The organism is Streptomyces sp. NPDC044061, from assembly GCF_056434305.1.
The window spans coordinates 98,126-123,655 of the sequence record NZ_JBWKFL010000006.1 but is presented as its reverse complement, the minus strand read 5'-3'; the positions used below and the strand labels follow the sequence as shown (position 1 = coordinate 123,655).

At 70.8% G+C, this 25,530-nt stretch carries 24 protein-coding genes and 1 riboswitch; of the genes, 12 read left to right on the top strand and 12 right to left on the bottom strand.

What is annotated here, in order from left to right; all coding sequences use genetic code 11:
• Window positions 1-3 precede the first annotated feature (3 nt).
• Complete coding sequence (locus tag AC07CM_RS11995; protein ID WP_478876240.1) at window positions 4-1,455, top strand: catalase; 1,452 nt, start codon at window positions 4-6, stop codon at window positions 1,453-1,455.
• Between the two features lie 55 nt (window positions 1,456-1,510).
• Here AC07CM_RS11995 and AC07CM_RS11990 read toward each other — a convergent pair whose 3' ends face one another.
• On the bottom strand, window positions 1,511-1,906 hold the full coding sequence (locus tag AC07CM_RS11990) for a CBS domain-containing protein (protein WP_478876239.1): 396 nt from the start codon (window positions 1,904-1,906) through the stop codon (window positions 1,511-1,513).
• 148 nt (window positions 1,907-2,054) lie between these two features.
• Complete coding sequence (hisN, locus tag AC07CM_RS11985; protein ID WP_478876238.1) at window positions 2,055-2,855, bottom strand: histidinol-phosphatase; 801 nt, start codon at window positions 2,853-2,855, stop codon at window positions 2,055-2,057.
• Window positions 2,856-3,074: 219 nt separating this feature from the next.
• Between hisN and AC07CM_RS11980 the strand changes: the two genes are divergently transcribed.
• Window positions 3,075-3,683: a TetR/AcrR family transcriptional regulator gene (locus AC07CM_RS11980; protein WP_478876237.1), complete on the top strand. Its 609-nt coding sequence runs from the start codon at window positions 3,075-3,077 to the stop codon at window positions 3,681-3,683.
• A 44-nt stretch (window positions 3,684-3,727) separates the two neighbouring features.
• Here AC07CM_RS11980 and AC07CM_RS11975 read toward each other — a convergent pair whose 3' ends face one another.
• From AC07CM_RS11975 to AC07CM_RS11960, 4 genes are all read right to left on the bottom strand, one after another.
• Entirely contained in the window at window positions 3,728-4,051 is a 324-nt protein-coding gene (locus AC07CM_RS11975) for a DMT family transporter (protein WP_478876236.1), read from the bottom strand.
• 84 nt (window positions 4,052-4,135) lie between these two features.
• Window positions 4,136-5,146, bottom strand: coding sequence for a ribosome small subunit-dependent GTPase A (gene rsgA, locus AC07CM_RS11970; protein ID WP_478876235.1), 1,011 nt, complete (start codon window positions 5,144-5,146; stop codon window positions 4,136-4,138).
• Between the two features lie 16 nt (window positions 5,147-5,162).
• Entirely contained in the window at window positions 5,163-6,479 is a 1,317-nt protein-coding gene (gene aroA, locus AC07CM_RS11965; RefSeq protein WP_478876234.1) for a 3-phosphoshikimate 1-carboxyvinyltransferase, read from the bottom strand.
• Between the two features lie 28 nt (window positions 6,480-6,507).
• A complete protein-coding gene (locus tag AC07CM_RS11960; RefSeq protein ID WP_478876233.1) occupies window positions 6,508-7,230 on the bottom strand; it encodes a M50 family metallopeptidase in 723 nt (240 codons plus the stop codon).
• Between the two features lie 104 nt (window positions 7,231-7,334).
• On the opposite strand from AC07CM_RS11960, the gene AC07CM_RS11955 reads away from it, so the two are divergent.
• The 10 genes from AC07CM_RS11955 (at window position 7,335) to AC07CM_RS11910 (ending at window position 17,359) form a co-directional block, all read left to right on the top strand.
• Window positions 7,335-8,150 carry an SOS response-associated peptidase gene (locus AC07CM_RS11955; RefSeq protein WP_478876232.1) on the top strand — a complete coding sequence of 272 codons (816 nt, stop codon included), beginning with the start codon at window positions 7,335-7,337 and terminating at the stop codon, window positions 8,148-8,150.
• 1 nt (window position 8,151) lies between these two features.
• Window positions 8,152-8,778 (top strand): alpha/beta hydrolase family protein, encoded by a 627-nt coding sequence (locus AC07CM_RS11950; RefSeq protein WP_478876231.1) that lies wholly within the window; start codon window positions 8,152-8,154, stop codon window positions 8,776-8,778.
• Between the two features lie 308 nt (window positions 8,779-9,086).
• Window positions 9,087-9,770: an RNA polymerase sigma factor SigR gene (gene sigR / locus AC07CM_RS11945; RefSeq protein WP_478876230.1), complete on the top strand. Its 684-nt coding sequence runs from the start codon at window positions 9,087-9,089 to the stop codon at window positions 9,768-9,770.
• Window positions 9,767-10,069, top strand: coding sequence for a mycothiol system anti-sigma-R factor (rsrA, locus tag AC07CM_RS11940; RefSeq protein ID WP_468439396.1), 303 nt, complete (start codon window positions 9,767-9,769; stop codon window positions 10,067-10,069). Before sigR ends, rsrA begins: the two co-directional genes overlap by 4 nt.
• A 121-nt stretch (window positions 10,070-10,190) precedes the next feature.
• Window positions 10,191-11,501: an HD-GYP domain-containing protein gene (locus tag AC07CM_RS11935; protein WP_478876229.1), complete on the top strand. Its 1,311-nt coding sequence runs from the start codon at window positions 10,191-10,193 to the stop codon at window positions 11,499-11,501.
• Window positions 11,498-12,793 (top strand): HD-GYP domain-containing protein, encoded by a 1,296-nt coding sequence (locus AC07CM_RS11930; protein ID WP_478876228.1) that lies wholly within the window; start codon window positions 11,498-11,500, stop codon window positions 12,791-12,793. Before AC07CM_RS11935 ends, AC07CM_RS11930 begins: the two co-directional genes overlap by 4 nt.
• Before the next feature lie 99 nt (window positions 12,794-12,892).
• On the top strand, window positions 12,893-13,873 hold the full coding sequence (locus AC07CM_RS11925; RefSeq protein ID WP_145883208.1) for a hypothetical protein: 981 nt from the start codon (window positions 12,893-12,895) through the stop codon (window positions 13,871-13,873).
• Between the two features lie 125 nt (window positions 13,874-13,998).
• Window positions 13,999-14,649: a peptide deformylase gene (gene def / locus AC07CM_RS11920; RefSeq protein WP_478876227.1), complete on the top strand. Its 651-nt coding sequence runs from the start codon at window positions 13,999-14,001 to the stop codon at window positions 14,647-14,649.
• Window positions 14,650-14,909: 260 nt separating this feature from the next.
• Window positions 14,910-15,992, top strand: coding sequence for an epi-isozizaene synthase (cyc1, locus tag AC07CM_RS11915; protein WP_478876226.1), 1,083 nt, complete (start codon window positions 14,910-14,912; stop codon window positions 15,990-15,992).
• On the top strand, window positions 15,989-17,359 hold the full coding sequence (locus AC07CM_RS11910) for a bifunctional albaflavenone monooxygenase/terpene synthase (protein WP_478876225.1): 1,371 nt from the start codon (window positions 15,989-15,991) through the stop codon (window positions 17,357-17,359). Before cyc1 ends, AC07CM_RS11910 begins: the two co-directional genes overlap by 4 nt.
• Before the next feature lie 22 nt (window positions 17,360-17,381).
• Here the strand turns inward: AC07CM_RS11910 and AC07CM_RS11905 are convergent, their stop codons facing one another.
• The 6 genes from AC07CM_RS11905 to AC07CM_RS11880 form a co-directional block, all read right to left on the bottom strand.
• Window positions 17,382-18,344, bottom strand: coding sequence for a GlxA family transcriptional regulator (locus AC07CM_RS11905; RefSeq protein WP_478876224.1), 963 nt, complete (start codon window positions 18,342-18,344; stop codon window positions 17,382-17,384).
• A 247-nt stretch (window positions 18,345-18,591) separates the two neighbouring features.
• Window positions 18,592-19,605, bottom strand: a complete 1,014-nt coding sequence (locus AC07CM_RS11900) for a ribonucleotide-diphosphate reductase subunit beta (RefSeq protein WP_478876223.1) — start codon at window positions 19,603-19,605, stop codon at window positions 18,592-18,594.
• A complete protein-coding gene (locus tag AC07CM_RS11895) occupies window positions 19,605-21,968 on the bottom strand; it encodes a ribonucleoside-diphosphate reductase subunit alpha (RefSeq protein ID WP_478876222.1) in 2,364 nt (787 codons plus the stop codon). The genes AC07CM_RS11900 and AC07CM_RS11895 overlap by 1 nt, the downstream gene beginning before the upstream one ends.
• A gap of 126 nt (window positions 21,969-22,094) precedes the next feature.
• Window positions 22,095-22,222, bottom strand: a riboswitch (cobalamin riboswitch).
• Between the two features lie 206 nt (window positions 22,223-22,428).
• Window positions 22,429-24,057 carry a monocarboxylate uptake permease MctP gene (mctP, locus tag AC07CM_RS11890; protein ID WP_478876221.1) on the bottom strand — a complete coding sequence of 543 codons (1,629 nt, stop codon included), beginning with the start codon at window positions 24,055-24,057 and terminating at the stop codon, window positions 22,429-22,431.
• Window positions 24,054-24,320, bottom strand: coding sequence for a DUF3311 domain-containing protein (locus tag AC07CM_RS11885; protein ID WP_478876220.1), 267 nt, complete (start codon window positions 24,318-24,320; stop codon window positions 24,054-24,056). The genes mctP and AC07CM_RS11885 overlap by 4 nt, the downstream gene beginning before the upstream one ends.
• A 169-nt stretch (window positions 24,321-24,489) precedes the next feature.
• The gene (locus AC07CM_RS11880; RefSeq protein ID WP_478876219.1) at window positions 24,490-25,254 is read right to left on the bottom strand and encodes a GntR family transcriptional regulator; all 765 of its coding nucleotides are present in this window, start codon (window positions 25,252-25,254) and stop codon (window positions 24,490-24,492) included.
• Window positions 25,255-25,530 lie beyond the last annotated feature (276 nt).

Genomic DNA, 25,530 nt, shown 5'->3' with positions numbered 1-25,530 from the left:
CACGTGACGCAGGGACCGCTCACCACGGAGGCCGGTGCCCCGGTGGCCGACAACCAGAACAGCGAGACGGCAGGCGTCGGCGGTCCGGTGCTCGTGCAGGACCAGCTGCTCCTGGAGAAGCTGGCCCACTTCAACCGCGAGCGCATCCCGGAGCGGGTGGTGCACGCGCGCGGCGCCGGTGCCTACGGCACCTTCACGGTGACCGCCGACGTCACCCCGTACACGCGTGCCGCCTTCCTCTCCGAGGTCGGCAAGCGGACCGAGGTCTTCCTGCGCTTCTCGACCGTGGCCGGCAACCTGGGCGCGCCGGACGCCGTCAGGGATCCGCGCGGCTTCTCGCTGAAGTTCTACACCGAGGAGGGCAACTACGACCTCGTCGGCAACAACACCCCGGTGTTCTTCATCCGGGACGCGATCAAGTTCCCCGACTTCATCCACACCCAGAAGCGCGACCCCTACACCGGCAGTACGGAAGCCGACAACGTGTGGGACTTCTGGTCGCTGTCGCCGGAGTCGACCCACCAGGTGACCTGGCTCTTCGGCGACCGCGGCATCCCGGCGTCGTACCGCCACATGGACGGCTTCGGCTCGCACACCTTCCAGTGGAGCAACGAGTCGGGCGAGGCCTTCTGGGTCAAGTACCACTTCAGGACCGATCAGGGGATCAAGAACCTCACCGCCGAGGAGGCGGACGTCCTGGCGGGCAAGGACCCCGACTCCCACCAGCGGGATCTGCGCGAGGCGATCGAACGGGGCGAGTTCCCGAGCTGGACCGTGGGCGTGCAGATCATGCCGGCGACGGACGCGGCGACGTACCGCTTCAACCCCTTCGACCTGACCAAGGTGTGGCCGCACGCGGACTACCCGGTCGTCGAGATCGGCAGGCTGGAGCTGAACCGCAACCCGCGCAACGTCTTCGCCGAGGTCGAGCAGTCGATCTTCAGTCCTGCGCACTTCGTGCCCGGCATCGGCCCGTCCCCCGACAAGATGCTCCAGGGCCGGCTCTTCGCCTACGGCGACGCGCACCGCTACCGTGTCGGCATCAACGCCGACCACCTGCCGGTGAACCGCCCGCACGCCACCGGGGCGCGCACCAACTCCCGTGACGGCTTCCTCTACGACGGCCGGCACGGCGGTGCGAAGAACTACGAGCCGAACAGCTTCGGCGGCCCCGCCCAGACGGACCGGCCGTTGTGGCGGTCCACCGCGGTCACCGGTGCCACGGGCAACCACCCGACCCCGGTGCACGCCGAGGACGACGACTTCGCGCAGGCGGGCAACCTCTACCGCCTGATGGACGAGGACGCGAAGGAGCGCCTGGTCGCCAACCTGGCGGGCGCGATCGCGGGCGTCTCCCGCGACGACATCGCCGAGCGCGCGATCGGCAACTTCCGCCGGGCGGACGCCGACTTCGGCAAGCGGCTGGAGGTGGCCGTACAGGCGCTGCGCGGCTGAGCCGCCGCCGACGGGCGGGCCGGACCCTCCGGGGTCCGGCCCGCCCGCCGTGTGCTCAGAGCGCGGGCGCCGGTTCCCGGGCCGGGACCCAGCAGCGGATGATGTCGCGGACCGAGACGATGCCGGCCACCTCGCCGTGGTCGAGGACGACGAGATGCCGGAAGCCGCCGTGGGCCATGGCCCGGGCCGCCTCCTCGAGGGTCCAGGTCGGCGCGGCGAAGACGACCTCGGTGGTGGTGTGGGCGTGGGTGCGTTCCGTGTCCGGGTTCTGGCCGAGGCCCACGGAGTTGAGGATGTCGCGTTCGGTGAGGATGCCGATACCGCCGGCGTCGGGATCGAGGACCACGGCGGCGCCGACGTGGCGGGCGGACATCAGAGCGGCTGCCTGGCGAAGCGTGTGGGCGGGGCCGACGGTGAGGATCACCGTGCTCATGGCGTCACGGACGAGCATGGAAAGGGCCACCTCCTACGGATCCCTGAGAAAGTTCAGGGATTCACAAATTCACAAGTGGGGATAGCTTCAGAGTGCCAGGTAAAGAGCGAGTCAACAAGGGGGCGTGCGTGGCCCGTTGAGGGCGTGTGCGGGTTTCTCCCGGGGCTCAGTGGCGCTGGTTGAGATACCCCAGCAACTCGTCGTGCAGCAGCCCGTTGGACGCGGCCGCGTTGCCGCTGTGCGGGCCCGGGCGGCCGTCGAGGCCGGTGAAGGTGCCGCCCGCCTCGGTGACGATGATCGCGTTGGCGGCCATGTCCCACAGTGACAGCTCGGGCTCGGCGCAGATGTCGACCGAGCCCTCGGCGACCATCATGTACGGCCAGAAGTCGCCGTACGCGCGCGTGCGCCACACCTCGCGGGTGAGGTCGAGAAAGCCGTTCAGGCGGCCCTGCTCCTCCCAGCCGGAGAGCGAGGAGTACGCGAAGGAGGCGTCCGGCAGGGTGCCGACCTGGGAGACGTGGATGCGGCTCGCGGAGGTCAGGCTGCGGCCGGTGAAGGCGCCGTGCCCCTCGGCGGCCCACCAGCGGCGGCCGAGGGCGGGGGCCGAGACGAGGCCGACGACGGGCCGGTAACCGCCCTCGCCCGCCTCCATCAGCGAGATGAGGGTGGCCCACACCGGGACTCCGCGGACGTAGTTCTTGGTGCCGTCGATCGGGTCGATCACCCAGCGGCGCGGGCCGGTGCCCTCGATGCCGTACTCCTCGCCGAGGACCGCGTCCCGGGGGCGGGCGCGCTGGAGGTGGCCGCGGATGAGTTCTTCCGCCGCCTTGTCCGCTTCGCTCACCGGGGTCATGTCCGGCTTCGTCTCCACCTTCAGGTCGAGGGCCTTGAAGCGGGCCGTGGTGGCGGCGTCGGCCGCGTCCGCGAGGACGTGGGCGAGGCGGAGGTCGTCGAGGTAGTCCGGCATGTGACGAACGCTATCGGCCGGGGGAGTACGGGGCTACAGGGGGCCGGGGTCCAAAGGCCCGAGGCCACACGGGTCGTACGGCGGATCGGCGGCCGCAGCGGGGCGCGGCAACGGCGGTGTTCCGTGGCCGAAGCGCGCCCCCTCATGCCCCCGCGAACCCTTGACAGTACATGTACGCGCGTCAAATCTGGGCGCAGAGTCGCTCGCCCCAGGGAGGCGATGATGCCTGCAGCCCGGGAATCGCTACTGGACGCCGCCTGTACGGCACTCGCCCGTCGGCCGTGGTCCGCGGTGCGGATGGTCGACGTGGCCGCGGCGGCCGGGGTGTCCCGGCAGACGCTGTACAACGAGTTCGGGAGCAAGGAGGGGCTGGCCAGAGCGCTGGTACGCCGGGAGGCAGACGGGTATCTCGCCGGGGTCGACCAGGCCCTGGCCACCCACAGCGACCCGCGCGACCGGCTCACCGCCACCGCCGAGTGGATGGCGTCGGCCGCCCGGGACAACGCGCTGGTGCGGGCCATGCTCACCGGCTGCTGGAACGAGCGCCTGCCCGCGCCGACGCTCTCCGCCGTGCCGTCCTCCTCGGCCGTCCCGGCGCAGCGCCGGGCGGACGGGCCACTGCCCTCGCCCGGCGACTTCGTGCGGCTCGTGCGCGACCGGGCGGTGACGGTGCTGGGCGGCACCGAGGCGGCGCGGACCGACGGCTCCGAGCTCGCGCGGTCCTGCGAACTGGTCGTGCGCCTCGCGCTGTCCTGTGTGGCCGCGCCGCCGGGGGAGGCCGGGATCGCCGAACTGGTGCGCGGCGCGCTCCCCGGGCAGCTGACCTGAGGATCCCTTCCCGCCGCCCCCGCTGCCCGGAGCGAACTGGTTCTTCAGCGGGCCGAGCCGGACAGCTGCAGGCCGATCACACCGACGATCACGAACGTGATCGACACGATCTTCAGGGTCGACACCAGGTCACCGAGGAAGACCATGCCGTAGATCGCGGTGCCCGCCGCACCGATCCCGGTCCACACGGCGTACGCGGGGCCGACGTCCAGCTTCTTCAGGGAGAGGGTCAGCAGGCCGAAGCTGCCCAGAGCGAAGCAGGCGAAGGCGATCGTCGGCCACAGCCGGGTGAACCCGTGGGAGAGCTTCAGGCACACGGCGAAGCCGGTCTCCAGAATGCCGGCGACGATGACCAGCAGCCACGCCATGTGCGGTCCTCCCGTAGGTCCCGATCTCCGGCTCGGTGCGATTATGCACTTACCGGCCCAGGGCCCCGGCAAACACCGCGGTGCTCAGTCGCCCTCCCTGCGCTCGCGCGTGGCCAGCAGCCGGCGCAGCGAGTACAGCCGCGCCGGGTCCGCGTGGCCCTCCTCGACCCACGTGTCCAGCGCGCAGTCCGGCTCGTCGTGGCTGCACGCGCGCGGGCAGCCCTCCGTACCCGGCTCCAGGTCCGGGAAGGCGTGGATCACCCGGGACGGGTCGATGTGCGCCAGACCGAAGGAGCGCACGCCCGGGGTGTCGACGACCCAGCCGTCCGCGGCCGAGAGCGGCAGGGCGAGGGCGGACGTCGTGGTGTGGCGGCCGCGGCCGGTCACCGCGTTGACGTGTCCCGTCGTACGGCGGCGCTCCTGCGGGACCAGGGCGTTGACCAGGGTGGTCTTGCCCACGCCCGAGTGACCCACGAAAGCGGTGATCTTGCCGTCCAGGTGCTCGCGCACCCGGTCCGCCGCGTCGCCGTTCTCCAGCTCCTCGCGGCTGGTGACGACGTAGGGGATGTCGAGGGTGCCGTACAGCTCCAGCAGCTTGTCCGGCGGGGCCAGGTCCGACTTGGTCATCACCAGCAGCGGTTCCAGGCCGCCGTCGTAGGCCGCGACCAGACAGCGGTCGATCAGGCGGGGACGCGGCTCCGGGTCGGCGAGCGCGGTGACGATGGCCAGCTGGTCCGCGTTGGCGACGACCACCCGCTCGTAGGGGTCGTCGTCGTCGGCCGTACGACGCAGCAGTGAGCTGCGCTCCTCGATGCGCACGATCCGTGCGAGCGTGTCCTTCTTTCCGGACAGATCGCCGACCAGGGCCACCCGGTCGCCCACCACGGCCGCCTTGCGGCCCAGCTCGCGGGCCTTCATCGCCATCACCGGACGGTCCTCGACCAGGCAGGTGAGCCGGCCCCGGTCGACGGTGAGGACCATGCCCTCGGCCGCGTCCTCGTGCTTGGGGCGGATGTTGGTACGCGGCCGGTTGCCCTTGCGGTTCGGGCGGCTGCGGATGTCGTCCTCGTCGGTGTGCTTGCCGTAGCGGCGCATGGTCCCAGTCCGCCCGTCAGTTCCCCAGCATCCCGGTCCACAGGTCGGGGAAGTCGGGCAGGGTCTTCGCCGTGGTCGCCACGTTCTCGATCTGCACCCCCTCCACCGCCAGGCCGATGATCGCACCGGCGGTCGCCATGCGGTGGTCCTCGTAGGTGTGGAAGATCCCGCCGTGCAGCGCGCGCGGGCGGATGTGCAGGCCGTCGGCGGTCTCGGTGACGTCGCCGCCCAGCTCGTTGATCTCCTTGGTGAGCGCGGCCAGCCGGTCCGTCTCGTGCAGACGCAGGTGGGCCACGCCCCTGAGGGTCGAGGGGGAGTCCGCGAGGGCCGCGACCGCCGTGATGCCGGGGGTCAGCTCGCCGACGTCGCCGAGGTCGACGTCGATGCCGTGGACGGCGCCCGACCCGGTGAACTCCAGCCCGTACTCGGTCAGTTCGCAGGAACCGCCCATCTCGGTGAAGATCTCCCGCAGCCGGTCACCCGGCTGGGTGGTGCGCGCCGGCCAGTCCGGGATCAGCACCTTGCCGCCGGTGACCAGGGCCGCCGCGAGGAAGGGCTGGGCGTTCGACAGGTCCGGCTCGATCGTCAGGTCCCGGCCGAGCAGCGCGCCCGGCGTCACCCGCCACACGTTCGGCTCGCCGCCCGACTCCGGGGTGTCCACCTGGGCGCCGACCGCGCGCAGCATGTCCACGGTCATCCGGATGTGCGGCATGGAGGGCAGGGTCGCACCGGTGTGCCGGACCTCGACGCCCTGGTTGAAACGGGGGCCCGACAGCAGCAGCGCCGAGACGAACTGGGAGGACGAGGAGGCGTCGATCGACACCGGCCCGCCGTCCAGGGCCCCGCCGCCGTGCACGGTCAGCGGCAGCGCGCCCCGGCCGTCGTCGTCGATCCGGGCGCCGAGCACGCGCAGCGCGTCGATCACACCGTTCAGGGGACGCTCGTAGGACCGCGGGTCCCCGTCGAACCGGATGGGGCCGTCGGCCAGCGCGGCCACCGGCGGCAGGAAGCGCATCACCGTGCCGGCGTTGCCGACGTCGACCGTGGCCGGGCCGTGCAGGCCCGTGGGCAGCACCCGCCAGGCCTCCCCGGAGCCGTCCGGGCCCACGCCCTCCTCGATCTCCACACCCATGGCCCGCAGGGCACCGGCCATCAGCAGCGTGTCACGGGAGCGCAGCGGGCGGCGCAGCCAGCCGGGCTCGGAGGCGAGGGCGGCCAGCACCAGGGCGCGGTTGGTGACCGACTTGGACCCCGGCACGTGGACCGTCGCGTCGACGGCTCCGCTCGCGTGCGGGGCGGGCCAGAGGGCGGGGTGGGCGGTGTTCGGGGCCATGGGGCCACTTTATAAGGAGGGCCCGGGATCAACCTTCCAGCAGCCAGCGGCCTCCGCCGATCAAGGAGCACAGCGACACCGCGTGGAACAGGAACAGCCACAGCCCCGCCGGTACGTGCGTCAGGCGGGACAACTGGTCCGCGTCCGAGTCCCCGGCACCGCCCCGCGACCGTTTGGCCTGCAGCTCGAACGGCGGCCGTACGCCACCGAGCAGGAGGAACCACACCACCGCGTACGCGAAGGCCGCCTGCACCTGCGGACCCGCCAGCCACGACACCAGCAGGAAGGCGCCCCCGGTCAGGACCACGGTCAGCACCCCGTACGCGTTGCGGATCATCACCAGCATCACCACCAGCAGGGCGGTCGCCGCCCACAGCAGCAGCGTGATGCGGCCGGTGGCCAGCAGCGCGGCGCCGCCGAGACCGAGCAGCGAGGGGGCCGTGTAGCCCGCGGCCGCCGTGAGGATCATGCCCAGGCCGTACGGCTTGCCGCGGCTGACCGTGAGACCGCTGGTGTCCGAGTGCAGGCGTATGCCCGTGAGCTGCCGGCCGGTGAGCAGGGCCACCAGGCCGTGGCCGCCCTCGTGCGCGATCGTGATGGCGTTGCGCGCGAGCCGCCACACGGAGTGCGGCACGACGACGGCGAGCGCGGCGACCAGCGTGGCGAGCACCACCCACAGGTCGGGGTCGGGCTGGGTACCGGTGAGCCGGTCCCAGAGGTCGGGCAGCGCGGTGGCGGCGAGGCTGTCCATGTGGCCGAGTGGCTCCCTGGCATCGAGTCGGTAGGGGTCGGCGCGAAGCGCCGTCGTTGTGGGGTGGTGGTCGGGTGACGGGTGGGCCTGGCAGTGTGGCACGTATGTGCGGACGGTATGCATCCAGTCGTAGGCCCGAGGATCTCGCAGGAATCTTTGAGATCGAGAAGTGGGAGCCCGAGGAGACCTTGGAACCGGACTACAACGTGGCTCCGACCAAGGAGGTCTACGCCGTCCTGGACCGTCCGGTGAAAGACGCGGACACCCCGCGTCCGGTTCGCCAGCTGCGCAGGCTCAAGTGGGGTCTGGTGCCCTCCTGGGCGAAGACGCCCGAGGGCGGCGCCCGGATGATCAACGCGCGCGCGGAGACCGTGCACGAGAAGCCCTCCTACCGCCGGGCCTTCGCCGCCCGGCGCTGCATCCTGCCGGCCGACGGCTATTACGAGTGGGTCACCGGCAAGCAGGAGCGGGACCTGGAGGAGGAGGGCCGGAAGAAGCGGCCCCGCAAGCAGCCCTACTTCGTGCTGCCCGCCGACGGCTCGGTGTTCGCGATGGCCGGGCTGTACGAGTTCTGGCGCGACCGGACCCTGCCCGACGACCACCCGGGGGCCTGGTGGGTCACCTGCTCGGTGATCACCACCGAGGCGGAGCGGACCCCGCTGGCCGTCGCCCCCGCCGACGGACCGCACTCCCTCGCCGAGATCCACCCCCGCATGCCGCTGATGCTCACCCCGGACCGCTGGGACGCCTGGCTCGATCCCTCCCGCACCGACCCGGACGACCTGCGCGACCTGCTGGCCCCGCCCCCGCCCGGCCTGATGCGCGCCTACCCGGTCCCCACGGCCGTCAGCAACGTCCGCAACAACGGCCCCGAGCTGCTGAAGGAGCTTGAGGCGCCCGAAGAGGGCACACTCTTCTAACGTGATCGAGATCGTCGAGACCGACGCCGGGACCGCACGCGTCACCTGGCACCGGGCGAAGAAGGCGCGGCTGGTGCTGGCCGCCAGTCATGGGGCCGGCGGTGGCATCGAGGCGCGGGACCTGCGGGCGCTCGCCCAGGTGCTCCCGGAACACGGCGTGACCGTGGCCCTGGTCGAGCAGCCCTGGCGGGTCGCGGGCAAGAAGATCGCGCCCGCGCCGAAGACCCTGGACACCGGCTGGCGCGGCATCTGGCCCGCGCTGGCCGGGATGGAGCTGCCGGTGATCTCCGGCGGCCGCAGCGCCGGGGCCCGGGTCGCCTGCCGCACCGCCGGTGAGCTGGGCGCGCACGCCGTGCTCGCGCTGAGCTTCCCGCTGCACCCGCCGGGCAAGCCGGAGAAGTCCCGCGGCGACGAGCTGCTCGGCACCGGGGTGCCCACGCTGGTCGTACAGGGCGGCAACGATCCCTTCGGGAAGCCGGAGGAGTTCCCCGAGGGGCCTTACGAGCTGGTCGAGGTGCCGTTCGGCGATCACGGGTTCGCCGTGCCCAAGCGCGCCGACATCACGCAGGAGCGGGCGCTGGAGGTCGTCACGGGCGCTGTCGTGGAGTGGGTCGCGTCACTCGGGTGAGCCGGGAATGCCGGGCGGCGGACCACTGTTGTGCGGGACAGAAGTGCTGAAGCACCGGCACCGAAGTCGTAGGAGAGGAAGTCCGCCGCATGGGTTCGACCATCTGCCCTCCCGTCGCCCACCACCGCCCCGTGGACGGGCTTCGCCCGGCAGAGTCTGATTCGAGCCGCCGCAGCGCCGGTGACCTGGAGTGGACGGTGCTGCACGCGGCCAAGACCGCTCCTATTCGAGGGGCGGCGGGCACGGGTGGTGTTCTATCCTCCGAAACGAGTGGGATCGGTTTCGGTCCTGCCCGGGATCTTGAGGAGGTGGGTCCGGTCACTGGGACCGACGCAGGGACCGACAACGGCCAGGCGGAGCTGCCCGAGGGCCGGGGCGACAGCGCGGAGTCGACCGCCCAGCGCAGTGCGCGCTTCGAACGGGACGCGCTCGAATTCCTCGACCAGATGTACTCGGCCGCGCTGCGCATGACGCGCAACCCGGCCGACGCCGAGGACCTGGTGCAGGAGACGTACGCCAAGGCGTACGCGTCCTTCCACCAGTTCCGCGAGGGCACCAACCTCAAGGCGTGGCTGTACCGGATCCTCACCAACACCTTCATCAACTCGTACCGCAAGAAGCAGCGCGAGCCCCAGCGCAGCGCGGCCGAGGAGATCGAGGACTGGCAGCTCGCCCGTGCCGAGTCGCACATGTCGACGGGTCTGCGCTCCGCCGAGTCGCAGGCGCTCGACCACCTGCCCGACTCGGACGTGAAGGAAGCGCTGCAGGCGATCCCCGAGGAGTTCCGCATCGCCGTCTATCTCGCGGACGTGGAGGGCTTTGCGTACAAGGAGATCGCGGACATCATGGGGACACCCATCGGTACGGTGATGTCCCGGCTGCACCGGGGCCGCCGGCAACTGCGCGGCATGCTCGAGGACTACGCCCGTGAGCGCGGGCTGGTCCCGGCCGGCGCCGGAGAGTCGAACGAAGCGAAAGGCTCGGGCTCATGAGCTGCGGAGAGCCGCACGAGACGGACTGCAGTGAGGTCCTCGACCACCTGTACGAGTTCCTCGACAGCGAGATGCCGGACGTCGATCGCGACAAGTTCCAGCACCACTTCGAGGAATGCTCGCCGTGCCTGGAGAAGTACGGCCTGGAGCAGGCCGTGAAGAAGCTGGTCAAGCGGTGCTGCGGCCATGACGACGTGCCCGCGGACCTGCGCGCGAAGGTCATGGGGCGGATCGATCTGATCCGTTCCGGGCAGACCGTGCCCGAGCACGACGTGACCGCCACCGCTCAGGAGAGCTGACCACGAGCCGACCGCCGGCCGTCACCCGAACGTGCTAATCCTCGGGTCATAAGCCCCCGGATCCCCCGATTCCCGCCCTAGGCTCCGAGCCTGGACAGGCGTGGTCCGGGGGAGGAGCGCGATGGAGGCGGTTCCGGCGAGAGCACGGGTCTGGGTGGCCTGCGTCGCCCTGCTGTCCCTCGCCTGCGTCCTGCGGCTTCCGGCCACGCACACGCCCTGGTGGGCGCTCGCCCTGCTCGCCGCGCTGTACGCGGCCTGCGAGCACGTCGTACGGCGCCGCCTCGGCGGCACCTTCTACCCCGTCCTGCTCGCCGGGGCCTTCCTGCTGCCCCCGCCCGCCGCCGCGCTCGTGCCGCTGCCGGCCGCCCTGCTCGCCCGCGTCGAGGAACGGCCCGTGTGGCTGCGCCGCGTGTGGCGGGCCGCACAGCCCTCGCTCGCCGTGTGGGGCGCCGCCCGGGTCCACTGGTCGCTCGGCGGCCGGGACGCCGTCGTGGCCTGCGACTTCCCCTACGCCCTCGTGCCCGCGGGGGCGGCCGTCCTCGCCTTCTGCCTGGTGCTCGCCGCGCTCGACGGCGGGATCCTGGCTGCCGCCGAGCGAGTGCCCCTGCGCCGGGCCTGGCGCGGGCTGCTGTCCCGCTCCCTCGCGCCGGTCGCGGTGCACGGACTCGCCGGGCTGATGATGGCCGTGCTGTGGCGCAGCCGGTACGGGCCCGGCGCCGCGCTGCTCGTGCTGCTGCCGATGTGCGTCTCCTGCTGGGTCTTCGCCCAGTACCACCGGGAGCGGGCCGCCCATCAGGCCACCATTCGCGCGCTGGTGCAGGCCGTCGACATCAAGGACGGCTACACCCGCGGTCACAGCGAGCGGGTCGGCCGGGCCTCCGTGATGATCGCCCGCGAACTCGGCATGGACGACGAACGCGTCGAGGTGCTGCGCTTCGCCGGCATCCTGCACGACGTCGGCAAGCTCGGCGTGCCCACCCGGCTGCTGCGCAAGGACGGCCCGCTGACCCCCGAGGAACGGCGGATCATCGAGCTGCATCCCGAGTACGGCCACGAGATGGTCCGCGGGATCTCCTTCCTCGGCGAGGCCCGCGCGGCGATCCTGCACCACCACGAACGGCTCGACGGCAGCGGCTACCCGTACGGCCTGGCGGGCGGCCAGATCCCCGAGTGCGCCCGGGTGGTGGCCGTGGCGGACGCCTTCGACGCGATGACCTCCACCCGCTCCTACAGCAGGGCCCGCCCGGTCGAGACGGCGGTCACGGAGCTGGAGCGGTGCGCCGGTTCCCAGTTCGACCCCCGCATGGTCACGGCGCTCGCCCGTGCCCTGCGCCGCCACGGCTGGCACCCGGCCGTCACGGCGGACGAGACGGCGCAGGCGGTCCCCGCCCAGCAGCCGGTGGCCGGCAGCCGCAGCGGGGCCGTCCGATGACCGCCCTCCGGGTCATCCACACGTCCGCGGCGCTCACCGCCGCGGCCTCCCTCGCCGCCACCCTGTGGAGCGGCATAGCCGACCGGCGGGTCGCCCTCGCCTTCGGTGTGCTCATAGCCGTCGGCGAACTGACCCGGTGGAGCGGCCCGCAGGTACGGCAGGCCGCACCGCTCGGCACCGCCGGATCGCTGTCGTACGCCCTGCTCGGGCCCGACGCGGGGCACCAGACGCTGCACGACGCTCCGCAGGTCGTCACCATCGTCCTCGCCGCCTCGCTGCTCGGCGGCGTCCCCCACATCTGGTGCGGACGCACCCCGACGCTCGACCACCTCGCCCGCCGCGTCCTGACCGTCGGCTTCGCCGCCGTCTGCTTCCAACCCCTGTCCAACAAGGGCGTGTTCGACTCCTGGAGCGGCCCCGCCTACGCCCTGCTGCTCGTCTCCCTGCTCGTCCTCACCGCCCTGTGCGACGCCGTCCTCGCCGCCGCCCTCGCCCACTCCCGGACCGGCTGGCCCTTCGGCCCGCTGCTGCGCGACCAACTGCGCGGACTGCGCGGCATCGGATCCGCCGTGTGCGCGACCGGCGCGGTGATGGCGCTCGGGGTCGCCGTCGCCGGACTGTGGGCCCTGCCGGTGTTCTGCCTGCCCCTGCTGCTCACCCAGCTCTCCGTCCGCCGCTACGCCGCCGTACGCGCCACCTACCGGCAGACCATCGCCTCCCTCGCCCGGGCCACCGAGATAGCCGGCTGCACCCCCACCGGGCACGCCCGCCGCGTCGCCGCGCTCAGCCTGGCAGTCGGCCGTGACCTGGGCCTGTCCGGACCCACCCTGACCGTCCTGGAGCACGCGGCCCTCATGCACGACATCGGCCAGCTCAGCCTGGTCGACCCCGTGCCGGCCGGCGCCACCGCCGACCTGCCCCGCGAGGAGCAGCGGCGCATCGCGCTGCTCGGCGGGGCCGTCGTACGGCAGACAGGGGTGGACGCGGCGGTCGCCGTGGTCGTGGAGCGGCAGGCCGACCCCTGCCGGGACCAGCCGCTCGCCGCCCGGATCGTCCGCGCCGTCAACGCGTACGAGGAGAAGGCCCGGGACGCCGGGCCCGACGGGCCGCTGCGCGCCCTGGAGGAGCTGCGCCTGGCCGGCGCCGGGGACTACGCTCCGGAGGTCGTGGAGTCGCTCGTCCGGGTACTGTCCCAGGGCGGGGGCCGGCGCGGCGGCACCACGGCCGAGAGTGGCGGCGGGAGACGGGCGGGACTGTCTGACCCGGCCCGCGACGGGGTAACCCATGGGTAATGAGCGCCTCTCACGCCCTACGTGGTTGGATGCGAGGGAGAGGGTGTTCGGGGGCACAAGCCAGCCCACGTGCGGAACTGGAACTGGCAGGCGGGAATCGTGAGGATCTTCGGCAAGGGACGGCACCGGCCCTCCGCCTCCTGGCGGCAGGCCACCGACAGGGCGTTCACGCTGATCGGCGACGGCCGGTACGAGGACGCGGGCGAGCTGCTGACACGCGCCGCCGACCTGGAACCCTGGCTGGCGGAGTCCTGGTTCAACCTCGCCCTGCTGCACAAGTTCCGGCACGACTGGGAGCAGGCCCGCGCGGCCGGACTGCGCGCCGTGGCCCTCCTCGACCGGGAGACCGGCGCTCCCGACTGGTGGAACGTGGGCATCGCCGCGACCGCCCTGCAGGACTGGCCGCTGGCCCGCCGCGCCTGGCAGGCGTACGGACTGCGGGTGCCGGGCGGCGCCACCGCCTCGGGCGAGCCGCTCGGCATGGAACTGGGCAGCGCGGCCGTGCGGCTCTCGCCGGAGGGCGAGGCCGAGGTGGTGTGGGGCCGCAGGCTGGACCCGGCGCGGATCGAGGTGCTGTCCATCCCGCTTCCGTCGTCCGGGCGGCGCTGGGGGGAGGTCGTGCTGCACGACGGCGTCCCGCACGGCGAGCGCACGACGTCCGCGGGGCACTCCTACCCGGTCTTCGACGAGATCGAGCTGTGGGCGCCCTCGCCGGTGCCCACCTGGGTGGTCCTGCTGGAGGCGGCCACCGAGGCCGACCGGGACGCCCTGGAGCAGCTGGCCGCCGACGCGGGGTTCGCGGCGGAGGACTGGTCCTCCTCGGTGCGGCTGCTGTGCCGCATGTGCTCGGAGTCGCGGATGCCCTCGGACGAGGGCGACGGCGTGCATCTGGACCCGCACGACCACAGCGAGCCGGGGCATCCCGGGCCGCTCGGCCACCGCACGGACGGCCAGCTGTGGGTGCCGGAGCGGGAGTGCGGAGTGGCCGCGCCGGCTTCGCTGGTCCGGGGGTTGCTGGACGGCTGGGTCGCTGACAGCCCGGACTCGCGTGACTGGCGGGATCTCGAAGAGGTCTGCTGACGCCGTCTCCCGGCCCGCGGGCCGTCGTGGCCGGTCGAGCCGTTCCCCGCGCCCCCGGCGGGACGCTGCACGTACCCTGTATCAGCATCACTCCCAGTATTTGTGCAGGAAGGCTTACGTCGGTCATGGCGCAGCAGGACACCGATCAGCAGCACGCGGGCGTGCTCCCCGTCGACGACGAGGGGTACGTCGTCGACACGGAGAACTGTGAGGAGCGCGAGAACGCCTGGCGCGAGCGCGGCACCTCGCGGCCGATCACCGTCGTCGGCAACCCCGTCCTGCACAAGGAGTGCCAGGACGTCACCGAGTTCGGCGAGGAGCTGGACCAGCTGATCGCGGACATGTTCGCCAGCCAGCGCACCGCCGAGGGCGTGGGCCTGGCCGCCAACCAGATCGGTGTCGACCTGAAGGTCTTCGTCTACGACTGCCAGGACGACGAGGGTGTCCGGCACGTCGGCGTGGTGTGCAACCCGAAGCTGGTCGACCTGCCCGCCGACCGGCGCCGGCTGGACGACAGCAACGAGGGCTGCCTGTCCGTGCCCACGGCGTACGCGCCGCTCGCGCGCCCCGACTACGCCGAGGTGACCGGCCAGGACGAGAAGGGCAACCCGATCAAGGTCCGCGGCACCGGCTACTTCGCACGGTGTTTGCAGCACGAGACCGACCACCTGTACGGCTACCTGTACATCGACCGGCTGTCCAAGCGTGACCGCAAGGACGCGCTGCGGCAGATGGCCGAGAACGAGCCACGCTACCCCGTGGTCGCCAACGGCTGAGACGCACGGCCGAGACGTACGGCGACCCTGCGGGAGCAGCCACGACGTCCACCGCGACGCCCGGTTCGGGATCCGTCCCGACCGGGCGTCGTTCATTTGTTCGTCGCATGAATCCCGGCAGTTGGGGTGTTGAGTGAGGCAAATCCGTTCCCTCAACGGTCAGTTGTGGTGCTGAATGGAAGGGCGGGGATACGCAACGGCGCACGCCCGGCACGGCAAGGAGGGGTGTTGCGCTCCTGGCGGCTGAGAGGGGACTGTTCGTGCACGCTTTCTCACACGGCACCACATCGTCGACCGCGGTCGCAGTACCGCCGTCTCTCGCCCTCCCAGCGATCGAGGACCTGTTTCCGCGACAACTCCACCCGTATTGGCCGAAGCTCCAGGAGAAGACCCGGCAGTGGTTGCTGGAAAAACGGCTCATGCCGGCGGACAAGGTGCGGGAATATGCCGACGGCCTTTGCTACACCGACCTCATGGCGGGGTACTACCTGGGCGCCCCCGACGAGGTGCTGCAGGCCATAGCCGACTACAGCGCCTGGTTCTTCGTCTGGGACGACCGCCACGACCGTGACATCGTGCACGGCCGGACGGCCGACTGGCGGCGCCTGAGGTACCGCCTGCACGCGGCACTGGGCGCACCCCGGCACCATCTGCACCACCCGGACCCCCTGGTGGCGGGGTTCGCGGACAGCGTGGTGCGGTTGTACTCCTTCCTGCCACGCACCTGGAACCAGCGGTTCGCCCGGCACTTCCACGAGGTGATCGAGGCCTACGACCGCGAGTTCCGCAACCGGACCGAGGGTTACGTCCCGAGGGTCGAGGAGTACCTGGCCCTGCGCCGGCTCACCTTCGCGCACTGGATATGGACGGACCTGCTGGAGCCGAGCGCCGGACGTGAACTCCCGGACGCCGTGAGAAAGAATCCGGCCTATCGCCGCCCGGCGTTGCTGAGCCAGGAATTCGCCGCCTGGTACAACGACCTCTGCTCACTTCCGAAGGAGATAGCGGGCGACGAGGTGCACAATCTCGGAATCAGTCTCGTCAGTCATGAGGGGCTGACGCTCGAAGAAGCGGTGGAAGAAATCAGAAGGCGCGTCGAGAAATGCGTCGATGAATTCATCGAAGCCGAGCGGGAGGCCCTGCGGTTCGCCGACAGCTTCGCCGACGGCACGGCGCAGGGAAAGGAATTGAGCGTCGCCGTGCAGGCCTGCGTCGGAAATATGCGGAACTGGTTCAGCTCCGTCTACTGGTTCCATCACGAGTCCGGCCGGTACATGGTCGACAGCTGGGACGACCGGTCCACGCCCCCGTACGTCAACAACGAAGCGGCAGGTGAGAAATGACCGTCGAGTCTGTGAAGCCCGTGCCCCCGAAGACGTCCGAACTGCGCGAACCGCCCCTCGCCGGCGGTGCCCTACCGGGCCTCGGTCACGGCCTGAGGCTGGTCCGTGATCCCCTCGCCTTCATGTCCGGGCTGCGCGAGCACGGCGACGTGGTGCGCCTGCGGCTCGGCCCCAAGACGGTGTACGCCGTCACCACTCCGGCGCTCACCGGCGCACTCGCGCTCAGCCCCGACTACAAGATCGACGGACCGCTGTGGGAGTCCCTGGAAGGCCTGCTCGGCAAGGAGGGCGTGGCCACCGCCAACGGCCCCCGCCACCGCCGCCAGCGGCGCACCATCCAGCCCGCGTTCCGGCTCGACGCCGTCCCCGCCTACGGCCCGGTGATGGAGGAGGAGGCGCACGCGCTGACCGAGCGGTGGAAGCCGGGTGAGACCGTCGACTGCACCTCGGAGTCGTTCCGGGTCGCCGTGCGCATCGCCGCCCGCTGCCTGCTGCGCGGCGAGTACATGGACGAACGGGCGGAACGGCTGAGCACCGATCTCGCGACCGTCTTCCGTGGTATGTACCGCAGGATGGTCATCCCGCTCGGGCCGCTGTACCGGCTGCCGTTCCCGGCCAACCGTGAATTCAACCGGGCACTGGCCGATTTGCATCTGCTGGTCGACGAGATCATCGCCGAGCGGAGGGCATCTGGTCAAAAGCCGGACGATTTGCTGACGGCCTTGCTGGAGGCAAAGGACGACAATGGCGACCCCATCGGGGAACAGGAGATCCACGATCAGGTGGTGGCGATAGTTACCCCAGGCAGCGAAACTGTCGCGTCCACGATCATGTGGCTGCTCCAGGTGCTCGCCGAACACCCGGAACACGCCGAGAAGGTGCGTGCCGAGGTCGAATCCGTGACCGGTGGTCGACCGGTCGGATTCGAAGACGTCCGGGCGCTGCGGCACACCAACAATGTCGTGGTCGAGGCGATGCGTTTGCGGCCCGCCGTATGGATATTGACGCGGCGCGCGGTGACGGACACCGCGCTCGGCGGCTATCGCATTCCCGCCGGGGCGGACATCGTCTACAGCCCCTACGCCATCCAGCGGGACGCCCGCTCCTACGACCGGCACCTCGACTTCGACCCCGACCGCTGGCTGCCCGAGCGGGCCAAGGACGTACCGAAGTACGCCATGAGCCCCTTCAGCGTCGGCAACCGCAAGTGCCCCAGCGACCACTTCTCCATGGCCCAGCTGAGCCTGATCACCGCGGCGATCTCGGCGAAGTACCGCTTCGAGCAGGTCGGCGGGTCGAACGACCACACCCGCGTGGGCATCACGCTCCGGCCGCACCGGCTGCTGCTGAACCCGGTGCCCTGGTGAGTCGCCCGGCACCGGCGCACGCTCAGGCGGCCTGCGGGCCCCGGAACGCGCGCCGGTAGGCGTTGGGTGTCGTACCGAGCGCGCGGACGAACTGGTGGCGCAGCGCGGCCGCCGTGCCGAACCCGGTGCGCGCGGCGACCGCGTCCACCGTCTCGTCCGTTCCCTCCAGCAACTCCTGTGCGAGCAGTACCCGTTGACGCAGGATCCAGCGGTACGGGGTGGTTCCCGTCTCCTGCTGGAAGCGCCGGGCGAAGGTGCGCGGGGCCATGTGGGCGCGGGCGGCGAGCTGCTCGACGGTCACCTCCTCGTCGAGGTGCTCCTCCATCCACACCAGGACCTCGCCGACGGTGTCGCACGGGGCCTTGGGCAGCGGCCGCTCGATGTACTGCGCCTGCCCGCCGTCCCGGTGCGGCGGCACCACCATCCGCCGGGCGATCCGGTTGGCGACCTCCGGGCCCTGTTCCTTGCGTACGAGGTGCAGACAGGCGTCGATGCCGGCCGCGGTGCCGGCGGAGGTGATCACCGGGTCCTCGTCGACGTAGAGCACGTCGGGCTCGACGGTCAGCCGCGGGTACTGCCGGGCCAGCTCGTCCGCGTGGTGCCAGTGCACGGCGCACCGCCGGCCGTCCAGCAGCCCGGCCGCGGCGAGCACGAAGACGCCCGAGCAGACGCTGAGCACCCGGGCGCCGCGGTCCACCCCGCGGCGCAGGGCCGCCAGCAGCTCGGGCGGGAACTCCCGGGAGTCGTAGCAGGACCCGGCCGGCACGGCGATCAGGTCGGCCTGCTCCAGGCGCTCCAGGCCGTGCTCGACCTGCAGCGAGAAACCCGCGTGCGAGCGCAGCGTCGGACCCTCGGCCGAGGCGACCGCGAAGTCGTACACCGGTAGGCCCTCGTCGCTGCGGTCGGTCCCGAAGACCTCGCAGACGACCGCCAGCTCGAAGGGATTCACGCCGTCGAGGAGGACGGCGACCACGTTTCGCAGCATGCTGCCAGTGTGCCTCGACGGTGGCAGTAAATCGAGGGTGTACGGCAGTCCTGCCACTGTTGGTAAGGAGTGTCCCGCGCGACAGTGGTGTCATGACTACGGCACAGACAGAAGGACTGCTCGGAATGATCGCCGTGATCGGGATCCTGGGCCTCCTGGTCCTCCCGGCGGTGATCGGCATCCTGCGCGACAGGATCATCGACCGTCAGATCAGGAGGGCCCAGGAGGCCCGTGGGGAAAGGAGGCCTCAGAAGTCCTCGTCCAGGTCGACGGTGCCCTCCACCGCGACCTGGTACGCCGACGGGCGGCGCTCGAAGAAGTTCGTCAGCTCCTGAACGCCCTGCAGCTCCATGAAGGAGAACGGGTTCTCCGAGCCGTACACCGGGGCGAAGCCGAGACGCGTCAGGCGCTGGTCGGCGACGCACTCGAGGTACTGCCGCATCGAGTCGGTGTTCATGCCGGGAAGGCCGTCACCGCACAGGTCGCGCGCGAACTGCAGCTCGGCCTCGACGGCCTCCCGCAGCATGTCGGTGACCTGCTGCTGCAACTCGTCGTCGAAGAGGTCCGGCTCCTCCTTGCGGACGGTGTCGACCACGTCGAAGGCGAAGGACATGTGCATCGTCTCGTCGCGGAACACCCAGTTGGTGCCGGTGGCCAGACCGTGCAGCAGGCCCCGGCTGCGGAACCAGTAGACGTACGCGAAGGCGCCGTAGAAGAACAGGCCCTCGATGCACGCGGCGAAGCAGATGAGGTTGAGCAGGAAGCGCCGGCGGTCGGCCCGGGACTCCAGCCGCTCCAGCTTCTCGACCTCGTTGATCCACTTGAAGCAGAACCCGGCCTTCTCGCGGATGGAGGGAATGTTCTCCACGGCCGCGAAGGCCGCCGTCCGGTCGTCCGGGTCGGGCAGGTACGTGTCGAGCAGCGTCAGATAGAACTGGACGTGCACGGCCTCCTCGAAGAGCTGACGGCTCAGGTAGAGCCGCGCCTCGGGGGAGTTGATGTGCTTGTACAGCGTCAGCACCAGGTTGTTCGCGACGATCGAGTCGCCCGTGGCGAAGAAGGCCACCAGACGGCCGATCAGGTGCTGCTCGGCCGGCGTCAGCTTGGCGAGGTCGGCGACGTCCGAGTGGAGGTCGACCTCCTCCACGGTCCAGGTGTTCTTGATGGCGTCCCGGTAGCGCTCGTAGAAGTCCGGGTAGCGCATGGGACGCAGGGTCAGCTCGAAGCCCGGGTCGAGGAGGTTCTGGTTACGGGTGGTCATTACTGGCAGGCCTCGCAGGACTCGGGGTTTTCCAGGGAGCAGGCGACCGCGTCGGGGTCGGTGACCTGCTGGACGGGGATGGTCTTCTGGGTCTGCGCCTGCGCGGCGCGGGCGATCCGGGTCGCCGGGCGCGAGCGCAGGTAGTACGTCGTCTTCAGGCCCGACTTCCAGGCGTACGCGTACATCGAGGAGAGCTTGCCGATGGTCGGCGTCTCCAGGAACAGGTTCAGGGACTGCGCCTGGTCCAGGAACGGGGTGCGGGCCGCCGCCATGTCGATCAGACCGCGCTGCGGGATCTCCCACGCCGTGCGGTACAGCGCCCTTACGTCGGCCGGGATCCACGCGAAGTCCTGCACCGAGCCATTGGAGTCGCGCAGCGCCTCCCGGGTCCGGGCGTCCCAGACCCCCAGCTCCTTCAGATCCTTCACCAGATACGAGTTGACCTGCAGGAACTCACCGGACAGCGTCTCGCGCTTGAACAGGTTGGACACCTGCGGCTCGATGCACTCGTAGACGCCCGCGATGGAGGCGATGGTCGCGGTGGGCGCGATCGCGAGGAGCAGCGCGTTGCGCAGGCCGACGGAGGCGATCCGCTCGCGCAGGGCGGCCCACCGCTCCGGCCAGGTCAGCTCCACGTCGTAGTGGTCGGGGTGCAGGACGCCCCGGGCGGTGCGGGTCTTCTCCCAGGCCGGCAGCGGGCCGTTGCGCTCGGCCAGGTCGGCGGAGGCCTCGTACGCGGCGAGCATGATGCGCTCGGCGATCCGCGTGGACAGGGCCTTCGCCTCGGGTGAGTCGAAGGGCAGGCGCAGCTTGAAGAAGACGTCCTGCAGACCCATCGCACCCAGGCCCACCGGACGCCACCTGGCGTTGGAGCGGCCCGCCTGCTCGGTCGGGTAGAAGTTGATGTCGACCACGCGGTCGAGGAAGGTGACGGCCGTGCGGACCGTCTCGTCGAGGCGGTCCCAGTCGAGATCGCCGTTCGTCACGAAGGCGCCGAGGTTGACCGAGCCCAGGTTGCAGACCGCCGTTTCCCCGTCGTCCGTGACCTCCAGGATCTCCGTGCAGAGGTTGGAGGAGTGCACGACGTGGCCCGCGGTCGCCGTCTGGTTGGCCGTGCGGTTGGCGGCGTCCTTGAAGGTCATCCAGCCGTTGCCGGTCTGCGCGAGGGTGCGCATCATGCGGCCGTACAGGTCGCGGGCCGGGATCGTCTTCCTGGCGAGCCCGTTCGCCTCCGCCTTGCGGTAGGCCGCGTCGAACTCCTCGCCCCACAGGTCCACCAGCTCCGGCACGTCCGCCGGGGAGAACAGCGACCACTGCTCGTCGGCGTTGACCCGGCGCATGAACTCGTCCGGGATCCAGTGCGCGAGGTTCAGGTTGTGCGTACGGCGGGCGTCCTCACCGGTGTTGTCCCGCAGCTCCAGGAACTCCTCGATGTCGGAGTGCCAGGTCTCCAGGTACACCGCGGCCGCGCCCTTGCGCCGGCCGCCCTGGTTCACGGCCGCCACCGAGGCGTCCAGGGTCTTCAGGAACGGGACGATGCCGTTGGAGTGCCCGTTGGTGCCGCGGATCAGCGAACCCCGGCTGCGGATGCGGGAGTACGACAGACCGATGCCGCCGGCGTGCTTGGAGAGGCGGGCGACCTGGTGGTAGCGGTCGTAGATGGAGTCCAGCTCGTCCAGCGGGGAGTCGAGGAGGTAGCAGGACGACATCTGCGGGTGCCGGGTGCCGGAGTTGAAGAGCGTGGGGGAGGAGGGCAGATAGTCGAGGCGGCTCATGAGCCCGTAGAGCGCCGCGACCTCGTCCACGGAGCGGGCGGTGTCGTCCTCGGCGAGGCCCGCGGCGACCCGCAGCATGAAGTGCTGGGGCGTCTCGATCACCTGCCGGGTGATGGGGTGCCGGAGCAGGTAGCGGCTGTGCAGGGTGCGCAGGCCGAAGTAGCCGAAGCGGTCGTCGGCCGCCGTGTCGATCAGCGAGTCCAGCCGCTCGGCGTGCAGCCGCACGAACTCCGCGGTGCGGTCGGCGACCAGGCCCTCGCGGTGGCCCACGGCGACGGACCCGGTGAAGGAGGTGACGCCCTGGGAGGCGGCCTCGGCCCTGATGGAGACGGTCAGCAGCCGGGCGGCCAGCCGGGAGTAGGCGGGGTCCTCGGAGATGAGTCCGGCGGCCGCCTCCGTGGCCAGCTCGCGCAACTCCGCCTCGTCAGCCCGTGCGGACCGGCCGCGCAGCGCGGCCGCGGCGACCCGGCCGGGGTCGGCGTCGGGGAGGTCGGCGGTCAGCTCGGTCAGGGTCCGCAGCAGCGCGGTACCGGGACCGTCGGTCTTCAGGTCGCCGACTGAAGCCGGATCGGCTGGCGCGATGGTCACGTGGGGCTCTCCCTCGCTCGGCACGGGGGCCTTGCGGAGGGCAGGGGGCAGCACGAGCGCGCACGGCGTCGCGTCCACCGGCCCACTCCACGAGGCCCGGACGTCGATGAGCACCCGAGCCGGACGGCCGGGCGCGTGCTGGCGACAGGTCCTCGGACTGAACAGGCGTGCGGATGCACGCAAGTACACCGTTGCGGGACAGTTCCGGATTCGCACCGGATTCCCCTGCGGCGACAGCGAGGATGAGCATACATCTAGTGCCGGGTCGTGGTGTCACCCCCAGATGTTGTGTCGCCGCCGCTTCGGAGGGTCAACTCCCGGATGAGGAGAGTGATGTCCGCCGGGTGGCCCCGTGCGCACGCGCACACGAAGAGCGGGCCGCCGTGCTGCTCGGTCTCGGCGGCCCGCTGCGGGTTCGTCGTGCTGTCTGGGCGCGGTTCCCCGCGCCTGTGGGGGAGCGCTAGTGGGCGCTTCCCGCGGTGGCGGGCGGAAGCTCCACCTGGACGCCCGCGTCGCCGGCGTCGGCCGTGTAGTCGCCCGGGTTGGTCTCGTCGATGCCCTCCGGGGCCTTCAGGGCCTTCAGGACGAAGGTGAGGACCACCGTGACGGCGACGTTGAGGACGAAGGCCGTGAGGCCGATGTAGCCGATCTCCCCGATGCCCGGGATCTCCTTCGCCGAGCCGCCGAAGTGCTTCTGGGTCGGCGAGGCCACCCCGTACGCGGCGAACGTGCCGTACACCATGCCGACCGCCCAGCCGGCGAGCAGCGCCCAGCGGTGGAACCAGCGGGTGAACAGGCCGCCGACCAGGGCCGGGAAGGTCTGCAGGATCCAGATGCCGCCCAGCAGCTGGAAGTTGATGGCCACGGTCTTGTCCATCGTCAGGACGAAGACCAGCGCGCCCACCTTCACCAGCAGCGACACGATCTTGGACACCCGGGTCTCCTGCTGGGGCGTCGCGTCCGGCTTGATGAAGTCCTTGTAGATGTTGCGCGTGAAGAGGTTGGCCGCCGCGATGGACATGATGGCCGCGGGCACCAGGGCGCCGATCCCGATCGCCGCGAAGGCCACACCCGCGAACCAGTCCGGGAACATGTTCTCGAACAGCTGCGGAATCGCCAACTGCCCGTTGGTCACCTTCACTCCGGCCGCGATCGCCATGAAGCCGAGCAGCGCGAGCAGGCCCAGCATCAGCGAGTACAGCGGCAGGAGCGTGGTGTTGCGGCGGATCACCTCACGGCTCTTGGACGACAGCGTCGCGGTGATCGAGTGCGGGTACATGAACAGGGCGAGGGCGGAGCCGAGCGCCAGGGTGGCGTAGGTCCACTGGCCGGCCTCCGGCGGGGCGAGCGCGCCGCGCGGCTTGCCGGTGGCCGGGTTGACCTGGCTGAACGCGTCACCCGCCTTGGCGAAGACGTCATCGAACCCGCCCAGCTTGATCGGGATGTAGATGATCGCCACCGCGATGACGATGTAGATCAGCGTGTCCTTCACGAACGCGATCAGGGCGGGGGCGCGCAGACCCGACGAGTACGTGTACGCGGCCAGCACGCCGAAGGCGATGAGCAGCGGCAGGTCCTTCACGAACCAGTTGGTGTTCTCGCCGCCGCCGACGCCCATCACGTCCAGCACCGCCTGGATGCCGACGAGCTGGAGCGCGATGTACGGCATCGTCGCGAGGATGCCGGTGAGCGCCACGGCCAGCGACAGGCCCTTCGAGCCGAAGCGGCCGCGCACGAAGTCCGAGGTCGTGACGTAGCCGTGGCGGTGCGAGACCGACCACAGGCGGGGCAGGAACGTGAAGATCAGCGGGTAGACCAGGATCGTGTACGGCACCGCGAAGAAGCCCGCCGCGCCCGCCGCGTAGATCGCCGCCGGGACGGCGACGAAGGTGTACGCCGTGTACAGGTCGCCGCCGAGCAGGAACCAGGTGATCCAGGTGCCGAACGACCGTCCGCCGAGGCCCCATTCGTCCAGGGAGTGCTCGTTGTCGGCCTTGCGCCAGCGCGCGGCCAGGAAGCCCATGACCGTGACGGCCAGGAAGAAGAAGATGAAGACGCCGAGTGCGACGCCGTTGACGCCGTCCTTCACTTCGCCGCCCCCTTGTCCGCGGTCGCCCTGCGGGCGCCCTGGTCACGCTGCCACAGCTTGTACGCGAGCAGGGTGAGCGCGGTGGAGATCAGCACCCACAGCATCTGGTACCAGTAGAAGAACGGGATCCCGATGAACGCGGGGTCCGTCTTGGCGTACGAGCCCACCCACAGCATCGCCACGAAGGGCGCGACGAGACAGAGAGCGATGATCACGCGGACCGGTGTCACCACCGGTGGTCTCACTTCAGGCGTTTCGGACATGCCACGGCTCCGTCCCCTCGCTGATCACCTGTGTAATGCGCAGGCAATCTAGGTGACGGTGTCACGGCAGCGGAAGACCTCGTCCGCATATCGGTATGTCGATTTCGGGGTTGAGGTGTGAAGACGCCAACGCGGTTGAGCCCGCGATTGCTTCGGTCCGCGGACCGCTTCACTCCGCCGGGCGCTTCAGACGCGCCACGAACTTGTACCGGTCACCGCGGTACACGGACCGCACCCACTCCACCGGCTTGCCCTCACGGTCCAGGGAGTGACGGGAGAGCATCAGCATCGGCAGGCCCACGTCGGTGCCGAGCAGGCCCGCCTCGCGCGGGGTGGCCAGGGAGGTCTCGATGGTCTCCTCGGCCTCCGCGAGATGGACGTCGTAGACCTCGGCGAGGGCCGTGTACAGGGACGTGTACTTCACCAGGGAGCGCCTGAGGGCCGGGAAGCGCTTGGCCGACAGATGGGTGGTCTCGATGGCCATCGGCTCGGCGTTGGCCATGCGCAGTCGCTCGATGCGCAGCACGCGCCCGCCCGCCGTTATGTCGAGCAGCTCGGCCAGCCGGTCGTCGGCCGTGATGTAGCCGATGTCCAGCAGCTGGGAGGTGGGCTCCAGGCCCTGGGCCCGCATGTCCTCGGTGTACGAGGTGAGCTGCAGCGCCTGCGAGACCTTCGGCTTGGCGACGAAGGTGCCCTTGCCCTGGATGCGCTCGAGCCGGCCCTCGACCACGAGTTCCTGCAGGGCCTGGCGGACGGTGGTGCGGGAGGTGTCGAACTCGGCCGCCAGCGTGCGCTCGGGCGGGACCGGCGTACCCGGCGCCTGCGTCTCCGTCATGTCGAGCAGGTGCTTCTTCAAGCGGTAGTACTTGGGCACACGCGCGGTACGGACGGTCGTCCCGGCCTCGTTCTCCGCACTGCCGACCTCGGTGCTCATGCTCTGCCTTCCCGGCTCCTGATGCCGAAAGCGACCGACATCCCATCGGCCACGGCTCACATCGTGGCACGGCTTCGTGTGTCAGGGCTCCATCCGCACGGTCCGTGATCTCCTCTATATACCGGCGGACCCGGTGTTGGTCTAGTCCATAGGGTGTGCGGGGGGCGGGGGGGGGGGGGGCCGCCGTCTCCTCCCGCCCCCGAAGCCGGCCCCATGGCCCCCCCCAGGTCTCCCCCTCTTCTCAACGACCACGCCCCCTCCCCTCCCAGTTTGTCC